Annotated in this window: 11 protein-coding genes and 1 pseudogene; 4 read left to right on the top strand and 8 right to left on the bottom strand. The window is 71.0% G+C overall.

Annotated features, from left to right (window positions below):
• Positions 1-9 precede the first annotated feature (9 nt).
• Positions 10-1,233, top strand: coding sequence for a DesA family fatty acid desaturase (locus LRS07_RS17155; RefSeq protein ID WP_260499159.1), 1,224 nt, complete (start codon positions 10-12; stop codon positions 1,231-1,233).
• 51 nt (positions 1,234-1,284) lie between these two features.
• Here LRS07_RS17155 and LRS07_RS17150 read toward each other — a convergent pair whose 3' ends face one another.
• From LRS07_RS17150 to LRS07_RS17130, 5 genes are all read right to left on the bottom strand, one after another.
• Positions 1,285-1,701, bottom strand: a complete 417-nt coding sequence (locus LRS07_RS17150; RefSeq protein WP_260499158.1) for a cupin domain-containing protein — start codon at positions 1,699-1,701, stop codon at positions 1,285-1,287.
• A 52-nt stretch (positions 1,702-1,753) separates the two neighbouring features.
• Positions 1,754-2,110, bottom strand: coding sequence for a nuclear transport factor 2 family protein (locus LRS07_RS17145; protein ID WP_260499157.1), 357 nt, complete (start codon positions 2,108-2,110; stop codon positions 1,754-1,756).
• Between the two features lie 1,765 nt (positions 2,111-3,875).
• The gene (locus tag LRS07_RS17140; RefSeq protein WP_260499156.1) at positions 3,876-4,193 is read right to left on the bottom strand and encodes a hypothetical protein; all 318 of its coding nucleotides are present in this window, start codon (positions 4,191-4,193) and stop codon (positions 3,876-3,878) included.
• Between the two features lie 247 nt (positions 4,194-4,440).
• On the bottom strand, positions 4,441-4,707 hold the full coding sequence (locus LRS07_RS17135; RefSeq protein ID WP_260499155.1) for a hypothetical protein: 267 nt from the start codon (positions 4,705-4,707) through the stop codon (positions 4,441-4,443).
• Between the two features lie 11 nt (positions 4,708-4,718).
• A complete protein-coding gene (locus LRS07_RS17130; RefSeq protein ID WP_260499154.1) occupies positions 4,719-6,242 on the bottom strand; it encodes a hypothetical protein in 1,524 nt (507 codons plus the stop codon).
• A 41-nt stretch (positions 6,243-6,283) separates the two neighbouring features.
• Here LRS07_RS17130 and LRS07_RS17125 point away from each other — a divergent pair, with 41 nt between their 5' ends.
• Positions 6,284-6,850 (top strand): hypothetical protein, encoded by a 567-nt coding sequence (locus tag LRS07_RS17125; RefSeq protein WP_260499153.1) that lies wholly within the window; start codon positions 6,284-6,286, stop codon positions 6,848-6,850.
• Here LRS07_RS17125 and argH read toward each other — a convergent pair.
• The gene (gene argH / locus LRS07_RS17120; RefSeq protein WP_260499152.1) at positions 6,780-8,180 is read right to left on the bottom strand and encodes an argininosuccinate lyase; all 1,401 of its coding nucleotides are present in this window, start codon (positions 8,178-8,180) and stop codon (positions 6,780-6,782) included. The two genes, LRS07_RS17125 and argH, sit on opposite strands and share 71 nt — an antisense overlap.
• Before the next feature lie 106 nt (positions 8,181-8,286).
• On the opposite strand from argH, the gene LRS07_RS17115 reads away from it, so the two are divergent.
• Positions 8,287-9,345, top strand: coding sequence for a sensor histidine kinase (locus LRS07_RS17115; protein ID WP_260499151.1), 1,059 nt, complete (start codon positions 8,287-8,289; stop codon positions 9,343-9,345).
• A gap of 30 nt (positions 9,346-9,375) precedes the next feature.
• Positions 9,376-10,146: a LytR/AlgR family response regulator transcription factor gene (locus LRS07_RS17110; RefSeq protein WP_260499150.1), complete on the top strand. Its 771-nt coding sequence runs from the start codon at positions 9,376-9,378 to the stop codon at positions 10,144-10,146.
• 49 nt (positions 10,147-10,195) lie between these two features.
• Here LRS07_RS17110 and LRS07_RS17105 read toward each other — a convergent pair whose 3' ends face one another.
• On the bottom strand, positions 10,196-11,080 hold the full coding sequence (locus tag LRS07_RS17105) for a DUF4394 domain-containing protein (RefSeq protein ID WP_260499149.1): 885 nt from the start codon (positions 11,078-11,080) through the stop codon (positions 10,196-10,198).
• A gap of 160 nt (positions 11,081-11,240) precedes the next feature.
• Positions 11,241-14,056 (bottom strand): annotated as a pseudogene (gene ppc, locus LRS07_RS17100) (phosphoenolpyruvate carboxylase).
• Positions 14,057-14,107 lie beyond the last annotated feature (51 nt).

The raw sequence follows: 14,107 nt of genomic DNA, 5'->3' as shown, positions 1-14,107 counted from the left end.
TTTACCTCGATGAACGAACTCTCTACGGTGTGGGCTGCGCTGGTCGACTGGCTGGCCCACGGCGTTGTCGACGCCAACTGGTGGCAGCTGGTGCTGATCACCCTGGCGCTGACCCACGTCACCATCGCGTCGGTGACGATCTTCCTGCACCGCGCCCAGGCGCACCGGGCGCTGGACATCGCGCCGGCCGCCTCGCACTTCTTCCGCTTCTGGCTGTGGCTGACCACCGGCATGGTGACCAAGGAGTGGGTCGCCATCCACCGCAAGCACCACGCCAAGTGCGAGACCGAGGACGACCCGCACAGCCCGCAGACCCGCGGCATCAAGGCCGTGCTGCTGACCGGCAGCGAGATGTACCGCGCCGAGGCGAAGAACCAGGAGACGCTGGCCAAGTTCAGCCACGGCGTGCCCAACGACTGGATCGAGCGCAACCTGTACAGCCGCTACACCTGGCAGGGCGTGGGCCTGATGCTGATCCTCGACCTGTTCCTGTTCGGCGCCGTCGGCCTGACGGTGTGGGCGGTGCAGATGCTGTGGATCCCCATCACCGCCGCCGGCATCATCAACGGCATCGGCCACTGGTGGGGCTACCGCAACTTCGAGGCGGCCGACGCCAGCACCAACGTCTCGCCCTGGGGCATCCTCATCGGCGGCGAGGAGCTGCACAACAACCACCACACCTACCCGACCAGCGCCAAGCTGTCGGTCAAGCCGTACGAGTTCGACATCGCCTGGGGCTACATCAAGGCGCTGGAGTTCATCGGCCAGGCCAAGGTGCGCAAGACCGCGCCCCAGCTGAAGCTGGGCGACGTGCGCCCGGTGGCCGACGACAAGACGCTGGAGGCGCTGATCGCCCACCGCTACGAGGTGATGGCGAGCTACGGCAAGGCGCTCAAGCGCAGCTGCGCCGAGGAGCTGGCGCGGCTGAAGGCCCAGGGCGGCAAGACGGCGGCACAGGCCTCCGAGCTGCGGCTGGCCAAGCGCTGGCTGCACCGCGACGAGGACAAGATCCCGCACGGCGTGAAGCCGCAGGTGGCCCGCGTCGCCGCCGAGCACGCCACGCTGGGCAAGCTGGTCGCCATGCGCGAGGAGCTGCGCCTCATCTGGACCCGCACCAACGCGTCGGCCGACCAGCTGGTGCACGACCTGCAGGCCTGGTGCAAGAAGGCCGAGGAAAGCGGCATCGCCGCGCTGCAGGAGTTCTCGCTGAAGCTGCGGGCGGCCAGGGCCTGAGCGCGACGCGGCGTCTTCACATGACGAAGAAGGGCCCCTCGGGGCCCTTCGTCATTTCTGCCCGGGTGATGGAGGGCCGACGCGGTAGGGCACCACTTTGTCCTGCTCGGCGGGGTCGTTGCGGGCCACGACCGCGCGGGCCGGCTCGGTGGTGCTGAGGTTCGTCGCGTCGTGCGGCACCCCGGGCGGGACGAACAGGAACTCGCCCGGCCGGCTGACCACCTCGTGCTCGAGGTGCTGGCCCCAGCGCGTGCGGACCGTGCCCTCCAGCACATAGATCCCCGTCTCGTAGCCCAGGTGGACATGCGGCTCCGCCTGGGCGCCGGGCGGAATGACGACCAGGTGCATGGACAGGCCGCCGGCCCCGACCGACGCGCCCGAGATGCCGAGGAAATAGGGCAGGCGCTGCAGCGTGGCGACTTCCTCGGTGGGGCGCACCGCTTGCACGGCCGCTGGCGATGGCGACATGGGCTTGCTCCTCGGTCAGGCCCGCGGCCAGCGCCGCAAGCCGGTGGACGCGCTACGTGGCGGACGCCGGGATGACGAACGCCCGCAGCTCTGCCAGTTTGCCCGAGCGAACCCGCCAGACATCGCAGTACCGGTGAGGCACGGTCCGTCCGTCCTGGTCCTGCGCCAGGATCTCGCCGATGGCCACCAGCGTGTCGCCCTCGGCAATGAGTTCATCGACGGTGTACTGCGGCGGGGTGGCGTAGGCCGTCGCCATCCACCGACGAACGGCGTCCTTCCCGCTCAGCGTCATCTCGCCCACCGCCGTCCACTGCAGGTCTTCGGTGCAATGCGACAGAAACGCCTCGGTGTCGCCTCGGTCGATGGCCGCGTTGGCTTCCCGGAGAACCGCCTTGTTGCGTTCAGACATGGTGACCTCTGCCCAAAGCCGGTTGAGCCGCAAACGGCGGGCCCGGCGGGGCTGGCCGCTGGTGGGCGGAGGGATGCTAGGGCGCGAAACCGCCGAGTGACCAGGCAGCGACCGTTGCAAGCCCCTGAAGTACAGACCAGTTAGCTGCCGCGACACCGGCTAACGCAACCCCGACAGTGCGCACAGTGGCACCAACTGTGCGGATGACGAGCGCAGCCAGCGCGACGGTGACCACGACGAAGAGCCCTTGGCCCGGGAAGTACCACGGCGATGCCCACGCCAGTAAGTCGAACGCAGCGGCGGCGGACACTGAGGCGAAGAAGAGACTCCATACAAGGGCGGCTCGCGACGTTGAGGTCATTTGCTATCGCCGCGCCGAGCGTTCGACAAAAGCGGACGACCCCGCGTGCCGGGACCTGTCCGCTCAATGGAGGGGTTAGCCGACACTCCTGCTCATCCTGAGGTTGGTTCGGACGGCCTCCGCAACGGCGATATGTCGGATCTCATCCTCGATGGCGCGGAAAGCCTGCTCGTCGAACATGTAGCTCCGCTCCGCCCTAGGGTGATTGCGATCGCCGATGAAAGAAGTCAGTTCGATCGTTCCTGCGTTGCACACCAGCTTGCATCTTGTGTGGCCGCAGCCGGCTTCACCAGAGGACTTGCCAGGTGAACCCTCTCGCCGATGCCCGTGAGGCTCGGCGTCGAGACCTCATGACCTTGTGCCCGCAGAAGCCGACGGACATGCCGGAAGCCGTGGGCGCCGCCCCAGGCGCCGTGAACCAACACGAAGGTCGCCATGAAGTTCCTTTCCAGAGGCGGTGCGGTGACTGTGCGGCCCAAACGCCGCACTAGCACCTGAGTTCGCGGAACCGGCTTCTTGCAGCCAGAAGCGCCCGCTGGACCTGGATGAGGGAGTCCGACCGAGCCGACTTCTCCTGACTCTCCAGCTCGGGGATCTGCGCGTCCAGGGCCTCGCATTCTGACTTCGCTGCGGCTGACAGCTTGAAGCGCTTGTGGCGTGTTGCGCGTTGCTCCGGACTCTCGTTCAGCAGTGGTCGCAGCGCGTCCGACATCAGTTCGTTGTGCGTCTCCCGGCGAACATCAGCGCCGGCTTGAGGACGCCCGCTTGTCGCGTCCAAGCCGCGAGTTGGAGCGACGTCAACACGCTTGGCACCAAGGCACGGCGCATCGGAATACACCACCTTGCCGTCCTGTTCGCACCGATAGACCGTACGCGACGGTGGCGGGAGGGTTTGTGCGACCGAGCTTGCAAAGACAACAGGAAGCGCGAGAGCGACGAGGTGTATGCGGAGCGATTTCATGCAAGGCGGCGAGAGTGTGCGGCCGAACGTCAATAGCCACCAGATGGGTTACGACGACGAGTGAAGAGTCCTGCCCCAGCGGTTGGTATCTGGGCCCGCACCGAGACACCGGTGCAACAAGGCCGCCTGTAGATGTGCAGTCTGTTCTCTGTGGTGCTGCGGCTTCAAGCACGCAATGAGAAAAGGATCAAGAGAGAGAGCTATCAACGAAAGTGTTGACTCGATGGGAAGTCCCTGTAGAAGGGTTAGCCGTCTCTGCCAATGCCGACGCGTTGAGAGAAGCGCATGTTGGATCTGTGATGGCTAACGTTCGAGCTGAGCGGGCCGGAGACGGCAGAGGCGCCTGGCCCTGGAGGGGGCGATATCCTGCTGGCCCCGGAAGGGCCAGGCGGCTCTGCCGCTGGAGGTCCGCTCGAGCGAAGGGTTAGGCCGCACTGCCACGGCTAGATGTGCTTGACCCAATAGATTCCCGCGTAGCCGAGCATGACGCCAACCAAGGCGGCAAACCCTACCACGCTCCAGGGTGCGGACAGCAAGACGGCAATCGCTGCCAGTGCCACAGCTCCAGAGGCGACCCGAAGCCAGGCGCCGGACGAAGCGTACTTCTGGTTCTCTTCCGTCACGAGGACCACTCCGACGAAAGTGCCGAATATCAGGAAGATAAATGCTGCAGTGGCGATGGACCGGAGCGGTGCGGACCCTACAGGAAGTAGGTGCCCGAGGCTCATGCCGACTGCAAACAAGAAGCCGATTGCAATCACGCTACGAGCGTCACTCCGAAACGCCCAAAGGAGGGCGCGCGCAAAAGGGGTCAACTGAGCAGGCGGCTGCGCAAGTGTTTCCTTAAAGGCTTTGGACGGATGGCGACGAGGCATTGCGTCGTGTGGGGCCTAACGTTCGACATGAGCGACGCGCAAAGGCGAGGCATGGAAGCCGTGAGGCGCAACATGAGCCTGTGCGACTCGCGGCCGGAGTGCCTTGTCGTAGCGCGTCCGCTCGATGGAGGGGTTAGGCGTCATGGTTGGAGCGCGCCTCGGTACCTGGCTGGACCCGGGTGCGGCTCTCGCGCCACCGCCGTAGAAGCTGATAAGTGATTGACACGACAAGCACAAGAAAGCATAGCCAGAACAGCGGCGTGGCCAGATGCTTCCAGGGGGACTGTAGTAGCACATAGAACGCAAGAAGCGAAAGAGCAACGGCAGCCATCCGCACAAAGATGAGCTTGTACTCCCACCATTTGGTCGGACCAAACACGAAGCGGAGGAATGACGTCATGGCGCCTAACGTCAAATGGACGCCACGCAGCCACCGCTGCAGGGTCGGATAAAAATCCTACTCATCGCGCGATGCTGCCGCGGACCTCCCTCTGTGGGAACCCCCGGTTCCTCCGTCTTTCGAAGGACGGTTCTGCGCAATAGGCGGCCTAAGTTTCTGCGGATGGGCTGGCGCTTTTGCCCTGGGCGCTTCGACCCGCGGACCCCGCCCCTCGCCGCCAGCCCGCCCGCCACCGCCAGCGCCGGAAAGAACAGAAAACTGTTGAGCAGCGCATCCCCGACCGTGAGCAGCGGCAGCAGCGCCAGCGCTGCCGTGGCGTCGAATGGCGCGGCCGGCCGGTCGTCGGCCCGGTCAACCCGGTGCTCCCCCGCCCGTCGCCACGCCCACACCCACGACGGCAGCAGCAGCATTCCCAGCGCGGCCGCCAGCGCCGGCAGGCCGTAGGCGCCGGCCAGCAGCAGGGGCAGGCCCCAGGGCCGGGTCCCTCGGTCCATGAACCAGTCCCAGCGGCCGCTGCCGACCATCGGCCGGGCGATGGCCTCGCGCGCCAGCTTCTGGTCCTGCGACACCCGCCAGGCCAGGGAGTTGCCGCCGGCGGTGCGGGACAGGGACAGCGCCTTGGCGCCCCAGGCGGTGTCGCGGGCCCAGTGGTGGATGGGCAGGCGGCCGGAGGCGTAGACGCCGGCGAGCAGCAGCGCGGCCAGCGGCAGGCCGACCAGCCAGGTGCGCCTTGGGCGCGGGCCGACGGCCAGCAGCACGGCGCCGATCGCCATCAGCACGATGGCGCCCACCGATTGCGCGGCCAGCGCCTGGACCACCAGCACGCCGGCGAGCCAGCGCCCGCGCCGGTCGTGCGCCAGCGCCAGGCCGGCCAGCGCGCACAGCGCCACCCACACGCCGTACTGGTTGCCGTGTTCGAAGAAGCCGATCGGCCGGAAGCCGAGGGTGCGCTCGGCGCCGTCCTCCAGGAAGGGATGCGGGCCGTACAGCGCGTCGTGCAGCCAGGGGCCGCGGATGCCTTCCAGCAGCGCGATGGGCAGGCAGGCCAGGCCGGCGGCGCGCAGCGCGTGCAGCAGCGTGGCCCGGCCGGCGGCGTCGGCGGCGTACAGGCGGCCCAGCAGCCAGGGCCCGCCCCAGGCCAGCAGGGCCTCGGCACTGGCGGCCAACGGCGCGGGCGCCGGGTCGGCGTGCCAGGGCCCCGTCCACAGCGGCGCCAGGCACCACAGCAGCGGCAGCGCGTCCAGCGGCACCGGCCGCAGCCGCCGCCAGCGGCCAGGGTCGGCCACGAGCGAGCCGAGCAGCGCCACCGCCGACGCCAGCATGGCCTTCGACCCGCCCACGTCCGACGGCAGCGCCAGGCCGGTGATCCAGTAGGGGAAGCGGCCGGCCGGGGTCGGCGGCCAGTCGCCCACCGGCAGCAGCAGCCAGCCGCCGAGGAAGACCGCCCAGGCGGCCTCGGCCGGCGGCCGCCAGCGGAACAGGGCGACGGCGGCCAGCGCGAACAGCGCGTAGGCCACCCAGGCGCTCAGCGGCATCGGCGCTCCCCGCAGCCGGCCACAATCCGCGCCGCCATCCCATGACCCATCTCTGGCCCTCCAACCCCTCTCAGTGGACCGGCATTGTGGTGTTCACGCTGGCCGCGCTGGCGTGCGCGGCGGTGCGCGGCCGGGCGGTGGGCCGCTGGGGCGTGATGGCGGGGGTGCAGGCGGCCTGGGTGCTCGAACTCTTCCTGGAAGGCCGCTTCGCGCTGCGCGCGGCCGGCATCGCGCTGTTCCGGGCGGCCGATGCCTATGGCTCGCGCGTGCCGTGGCAGGTGGGGCTGCTGGTGCTGCTGTGCGCGGCGTCGGGGGCAGGGCTGATCGTCCTGTCCCGCCAGCGCGGCACGGCCTGGCGCATCGCCTGCCTCGCCGCGGGGGGCCAGGCGGCCACGCTGCTGGCCGAGGCGGTGTCGCTGCACCAGCTCGACACCTGGCTCTACCGCGGCTGGGCCGGCGTGGCCTTCATCGCCTGGGGCTGGGTGGGGCTGTCGGCCGTCGTGATCGTCGCCGCGCTGGCCGCCGCGCGTGCGGGACTCAGCCGGCCAGGCGCGCCCGGTGCCGCGCCACCTGGGCGCGCACCTGCGCCGGCGCCGTCCCGCCGGTGAGCGCGCGGGCGTTCAGCGAGCCGCGCAGCGACAGCACCTCGAACACGTCCTCGCCGATGCTGGGGTGGAAGCCCTGCAGCGTGGCCAGCGGCAGTTCGGCCAGGTCGCGGCCGTCGGCGATCGCCTGCTTGACGGCATGCGCCACCACCTCGTGCGCGTCGCGGAAGGGCAGGCCCTTCTTCACCAGGTAGTCGGCCAGGTCGGTGGCGGTGGCGTAACCCTTCAGCGCCGCGCGCTCCATCGCTTCGGGCTTGACCGTGATGCCGCCCACCATCTCGGCAAAGATGCGCAGCGTGTCCTTCAGGGTGTCCACCGTGTCGAACAGCGGCTCCTTGTCCTCCTGGTTGTCCTTGTTGTAGGCCAGCGGCTGGCCCTTCATCAGGGTCACCAGGCCCATCAGGTGGCCGACCACGCGGCCGGTCTTGCCGCGGGCCAGTTCGGGCACGTCGGGGTTTTTCTTCTGCGGCATGATCGACGAGCCGGTGCAGAAGCGGTCGGCGATGTCGATGAAGCCGAAGTTCTGGCTCATCCACAGGATCAGCTCCTCGCTGAAGCGGCTGATGTGCACCATGGTCAGCGTGGCGGCCGAGGTGAACTCGATGGCGAAGTCGCGGTCGCTCACCGCGTCCAGGCTGTTCTGGCACACGCCGTCCATGCCGAGTGTCTTCGCCACCCGCTCCCGGTCCAGCGGGTAACTCGTGCCGGCCAGCGCGGCGGCGCCCAGCGGCAGGCGGTTCACCCGCTTGCGGGCGTCGGCAAAACGCTCGGCGTCGCGCGAGAACATCTCCACGTACGCCAGCAGGTGGTGGCCGAAGCTCACCGGCTGAGCCACCTGCAGGTGGGTGAAGCCGGGCAGGATGGTCTCGGCCTGCTGCTCGGCCAGGTCCACCAGCGCGGTCTGCAGCGCGGCCAGCAGCGTGCCGATGGCGTCGATCTCGTCGCGCAGCCACAGCCGCACGTCGGTGGCCACCTGGTCGTTGCGCGAGCGGCCGGTGTGCAGCCGCTTGCCGGCGTCGCCCACCAGCTGGGTCAGCCGCGCCTCGATGTTCAGGTGCACGTCCTCCAGCGCCAGCTTCCAGTCGAAGCGGCCGGCCTCGATGTCCTCGGTGATCTGTGCCATGCCGCGCCGGATGGCGGCGTGGTCATCGGCGCTGATCAGGCCCTGCGCGGCCAGCATCTCGGCATGCGCCAGCGAGCCGGCGATGTCCGCCCGCCACAGCCGCTGGTCGAAGAAGACGCTGGCGGTGTAGCGCTGCACCAGCTCGCTCATCGGTTCGGAGAACAGCGCGGACCAGGCTTCGGACTTCTTGTCGAGTTGGTTGGACGACATGGCGATGGGAAACGGGCAAGGGCAGGGTGCTGCCGCACAATGCGGCGCCCTTCAGGCGAAGGGCCAGGGGCGGCGTGAGGCCGCCATGATCGAGTCAGGCGCGTATTTGACCACCGCACGATCCGAAGCCGCCGACCCGCTGGACCACCTGCCGCTGCGCAGCGCGGTGCCCGCGGGCTTCGACCTCTGCCACCCCGGCCTGGCGCTGCGGGCGGTGTTCACCGTGCAGTCGGTGCTGCTGGTCGGCGCGCTGCTGCAGGCGGCCACCTGGTGGCAGGCGCTCAGCCTGCTCGGCCCTGCCGTCATGGCCGGGCTCATCGCCACGCTGCTCTGGCTGGTGGCGGTGTGCGCCGCCAAGCGCCGACTGGCGGCGCTTGGCTCCGGCCCGCGCTGGGCGCTGGTCACGGTGTGGGGGGCGCTGTGCGCCACGCTGGGCTTCGGCCTGCTGCGGCTGCTGGGCGTGGTCGACATGGAGGCGCCGCGCTGGGTGGCGGTGCCGCTGGCCGGGGCCGGGCTGGCGGCGGTGCTGTGGGCCTGGCTGGTGCTGCGGCTGCGTTCGCGGCTGCCGGCGCACACGGCGGCGCGGCTGGCCGAGCTGCAGTCGCGCATCCGGCCGCACTTCCTGTTCAACGCGCTCAACACCGCCATCGCGCTGGTGCGGGTCGATCCGCAGCAGGCCGAGTCGGTGCTGGAGGACCTGGCCCAGCTCTTCCGCGTGGCGCTGGAGAACCAGGGCGAGCCGGTGAGCCTGGCCGACGAGCTGGAGCTGGCGCAGCGCTACCTGGCCATCGAGCAGGTGCGCTTCGGCGAGCGGCTGCAGGTGCGCTGGGAGCTCGACCCGCACGCCGACGCGGCGCGCCTGCCGCCGCTGCTGCTGCAGCCGCTGGTGGAGAACGCCGTGCGCCACGGCGTCGAGCCGTCGCCCCATGGCGGGCGCATCGTCGTCAGGACCGAAGCGCGCCGCCATGCCGCGCGCATCACCATCCTCAACACCGTGGCGCCGCAGCAGCCGGCGCAGCCCGGCCACGGCATCGCGCTGCAGAACGTGCGCGAGCGGCTGCGGCTGCTGCACGACGTGGCCGCGGAATTCGAGGCCGGTCCGGTCAAAGGCCACGACGGCGAACCCGGCGCGGGCTTCCGCGTGCGGCTGGAAGTGCCGCTGTAGCGCTAGGCTCGGCCGTGTAGGAGGAGTTCCATGAGCCAAGACCGCCTGCGGGTGCTGGTCGTCGACGACGAGCCCCTGGCCCGCATCCGCCTGCGCACCCTGCTGCAGGAATGCCGCTCGCCGGCGGCCGAGGTCATCGCCGAAGCCGGCGACGCGCAGCAGGCGCTGGCCTGCCTGGCCGCGCAGCCCTGCGACCTGCTGCTGCTGGACGTGCGCATGCCCGGCCGCGACGGCACCGCGCTGGCCGAGGACCTGCGCCGCCGGCCCAACCCGCCGGCGGTGGTGTTCGTCACCGCGCATGCCGAGCACGCGGTGCAGGCCTTCGAACTGGACGCGGTGGACTACCTGACCAAGCCGGTGCGCCGCGAGCGGCTGCAGCAGGCGCTGCAGCGGGCGGCGCAGCGTCTGATGGCGCCGTCGCCGCCCTCGGCCTCGGCGGACGGCGACGACGTGCTGGTGGTCAGCGACCGCGGGCGCCTGGTGCGGCTGCCGGTGGCCGAGGTGCTCTACCTCAAGGCCGAGCTGAAGTACGTCACCCTGCGCACCGCCGAGCGCAGCTACCTGCTCGACGACTCGCTCACCGACCTGGAGCGGCGGCTGGGCAGCCGCCTGCTGCGCGTGCACCGGAACGCGCTGGTGGCGCGGCGCGCGGTGCGCGCGCTGGAACGCCGCGCCGTGGCCGGGGCCGACGACGCCGACGCGGGCGAGGTCGGCTGGGCGGTGCAGGTGGCGCCGCTGGGCGAATGGCTGGCGGTCTCGCGCCGCCAGCTCGCCGCAGTGCGCGAGGCGCTGGGCGGCTGAGCGCCCGCGCCCCGCTGGCGCCCTGCACCGGGCGTCCGCCGTCGGCCGGTCAGGCCTGCGTCGCCCGGCGCCGACGCGCCACCCAGCCCATGGCGCCCAGGCCGGCGAGCATCAGGGCGTAGGTCTCGGGCTCGGGGATGGGCGCGACCGTCAGGTCGAGCAGCGGCGGGGCGACGGCCAGGTTGCCGCCGATGCCGAACTCGCCGACGAAGCTGGCGGCGCCGGTGGCCAGGTTCACGCCGTACAGGCCGCTCTTGCCGGTGTCGGCGTTGGTCAGCGCCGCGAAGGCGGTGCTGGCGCCGGCGATGTCCAGCCCGGCCACGCCGTTGGCGTTGAAGCCCAGCGCGCCGACGGTGTTGATCACCGGGGCGTTGAAGTTGGCGGTGGCCACCTTCAGCACGTCGGCCGCGCTGTCGACGTAGTACAGGGCGGTGCCGGTGCCCGGGTCGGTGTCGTTGTTGGAGTAGGCCACCGCCGCGAAGTTGGACTGGATGTCGGTGGCGATGGTGGTGGCGCCGTTGGCCACGTTGAAGGCCAGGTTCTGGCCGCTGCTGCTGACCACGCGCAGCGAGGCCATGCCGCCCACGTCGGCCACCGGGTTGAAGTCGATGTCCACCGCGTCGCCGACCAGCGGCTCGCCCAGCAGGGCCACGAAGCTGGCCGCGCCGTTGGTGCCCAGCGTGTAGACCTTGGAGTCGGTGCTGACGCCGTAGATCAGGCCGGTGGTGGGCCGCAGGTCGATGGCGAGGATGCGCTCGTTCGCCGACTGCAGGCCGGTGATGCCGGCCAGCGCCGAACCGAAGCTGGGCGTGGCGCTGTCGAAAGTGATGAGCGCGTTGGTGGTGGTCAGGCCGACGATGGGCGCGGCGTGGGCGACACCCGCGGCCAGCAGCGCGGCGGGCAGGGCGGAACGGAGGATTCGGGCCGAAGGCATGTTGGAGTGCTCCCTGAGTGATGACGCCGGCGGTCGACGCTGACCGCCGGCGCGAAGCACTACGTCGGCACCCGGTGTGCCGGATGCATGGCCCAGGCCCCCCAGTTCCGGGGGTGGGGAGGGTCCGCAGCTTGCCCGACCGCCGCGAACCTGCCGGTCGTCAACCCGTGTTGCGCAGCCCCGCCGCGATGCCGTTGATCGACAGGTGGATGCCGCGTTGCAGCCGCTCGGCCCCGGCGGCCTGGTCGCCGCCCCGGCGCCAGCGGCGCAGCAGTTCCACCTGCAGGTGGTTCAGCGGGTCGAGGTAGGGCCGCCGGTGCTCGATGGCGCGCGACAGCGTGGTCTGGCCGGCCAGCCGCTCGGCCTCGCCGGTGATCAGCGACAGCGCCTCGCAGCAGCGCTGGAACTCGGCGGCGATGGCCTTGAAGATGGCCTTGCCGCGGCGCGGGTCCTCGCTCAGCGCCGCGTAGCGCTCGGCGATGCCGAGGTCGGCCTTGGCCAGCACCATGTCCAGGTTGCCGAGCAGCGTGCGCAGGAAGGGCCACTGCTTGTGCATGCGCTGCAGCAGGGCCAGCCGGTCGTCGCGGCCACTGCTGTTCTCCTGAGGGCCGTCCTGGTCGAGGAAGGCCATCACCGCGCTGCCGAAGCCGTACCAGCCCGGCAGCGCCAGCCGGCACTGGCCCCAGGAGAAGCTCCAGGGGATGGCGCGCAGGTCCTCGATGGCGCGCGTGGCCTTGCGCGATGCGGGGCGCGAGCCGATGTGCAGGCCGGCGATCTCGCGGATCGGCGTGGCGGCGAAGAAGTGGTCGACGAAGCCGGGCGTCTCGTAGACCAGCCGGCGGTAGGCCGCCATCGAGGCGGTGGACAGCTGCGCCGCCACGTCGAGGAAGCGCTGCGGCGCCGGCTTCGACGGGTGCAGCAGCGTGGCCTCCAGCGTGGCGGCGACCAGCGTCTCCAGGTGCTGCAGGCCGATGGCCGGGTGGCTGTACTTGGAGGCGATGACCTCGCCCTGCTCGGTCAGCCGGATCTGCCCGTTCACCGTGCCGGTGGGCTGCGCCAGGATGGCCTGGTAGCTCGGGCCGCCGCCGCGGCCGACGGTGCCGCCGCGGCCGTGGAAGAGCCGCAGCTTGAGGCCCTGTTCCTGCTCCAGCGGGCCGAACAGCTCGACCAGCGCCAGCTCGGCGCGGTAGAGCTCCCAGTTGCTGGTGAAGAAGCCGCCGTCCTTGTTGCTGTCGCTGTAGCCCAGCATCACCTCCTGCTCGCCGCCGCCGGCCTTGAGCAGGTCCAGCATGCCGGGCAGGGCCAGCAGCTCGCCCATGATGGCCGGTGCGTTGCGCAGGTCGCCGATGGTCTCGAACAGCGGCACGACGATGAGCGCCGCCTGCGCGCCGCCCTGGCTCAGGCGGCCGCGCACCAGCCCCACCTCCTTCTGCAGCAGCAGCACCTCCAGCAGGTCGCTCACCGCCTCGGTGTGGCTGATGATGTAGTGGCGGATGGCGGCGCGGCCGAAGCGCCGCAGCGCCACGGCGGCGGCCTCGAACACCGCCACCTCGCCCACCGTGTCCTCGCTGTAGGCGTGGCCCGGCACGCGCAGCGGCCGCGGGTCGTCGAGCAGCCGCAGCAGCAGCGCGCGCCGGGCCGGCTCATCGAGTGAGCCATAGTCGTCGCAGACGCCCGCCGCCGCCAGCAGCTCGGCCAGCGCCGCCTCGTGGCGGTCGGAGCTCTGGCGCAGGTCGACGGTGGCCAGGTGGAAGCCGAACACCTCCACCGCCCGCATCAGCGGCGCCAGCCGCGGCGCCACCAGCGCGCGGCCGTGGTGGGCGGCCAGCGAGTCGGCCACGCAGCGCAGGTCGGCGAGCAGGCCGTCCGGGCCGGCGTAGGGCGTGCTCGGCGCCAGCGCATGGCGCAGCGCCTCGGTGCCGGTCAGCGTGTGCAGGGTCGCCGCCAGCCGGGCGTAGACGCCGATCAGCGCGCGCCGGTAGGGCTCGTCCTGCCGGTGCGGGCCGAGGTCGCCGGAGGCGTCGGCCAGCGCCATCAGCGCGGGCGTGGCGCCGGCCAGCTGCAGCGACATCGACAGCTCGGCGCCCAGCGTGTGCACCTCGGTCAGGTAGTGGCGCAGCGCGGTCTCGCTCTGCCGCGACAGCGCGCGCTCCAGCGTGCCGGCGCCGACGTTGGGGTTGCCGTCGCGGTCGCCGCCGATCCAGTGGCCCATGCGGAAGAAGGGCGGCACCGGCTGCCCGGGCAGCAGCCGCTCCAGCCGGGCGTACAGCTTGGGCACGGTGGCGAGGAAGGTGCTGCGGTGGTAGCCCAGCGCGTTCTCGATCTCGTCGGCGACGGTGAGCTTGGCGGTGCGCAGCATGCGCGTCTGCCACAGCTGGGTGAGTGCTGCGCGCGCAGCAGCGCCTCGGTCTCGGCCAGCGCGGCGTCGTCCTCGGCCGCGTCGTGGCGGTGCTCGATCAGCAGCGCGATGGCGCGCTCGGCGTCGAGGATGCTCTGCCGCTGCACCTCGGTCGGGTGCGCCGTCAGCACCGGCGAGACGTGGAAGCCCTTCAGCGCCTCGGCGATGTCCTCGGGGTGCAGGCCGCCCTGGGTCAGCCGCTCCAGCGCGTGTTCCAGCGTGCCGGCCTGGCGGTGCGCCTGGCGCCGCTGGGCGCGCTGGCGCCGGGCCTCGGCCCGGTCCTCGGCCAGGTTGGCCAGGTGCAGGAAGTAGCTGAAGGCGCGAATCACGCTCACCGTCTGGTCGCCCGACAGCTGCTTCAGCAGCTTGTCCAGCTTGCGGCCGGCCTCGGCGTCCTCGCGCGCCCGGTAGGCCACGGCCAGGCGGCGCACCTGCTCGACCAGGTCGAAGGCGGCCTGGCCCTCCTGTTCGCGGATGACGTCGCCGAGCAGCCGGCCGAGCAGGCGGATGTCGTCGAGCAGGGCGCGGTACTCGGCTTCGGCGGCGGTGGTTGAAACGGCGGCGGGGGTGCGGGGCATCGTGGGTCGGCGAGGGGGGGGTGGGGCGGGCCTCGGCCATGCAAGAACCGG

Origin of the sequence: Aquabacterium sp. J223, from assembly GCF_024666615.1 — a bacterium.
In the GTDB taxonomy this organism is placed as follows: domain Bacteria; phylum Pseudomonadota; class Gammaproteobacteria; order Burkholderiales; family Burkholderiaceae_C; genus J223.
This window is presented reverse-complemented; position numbering and strand designations above follow the sequence as displayed.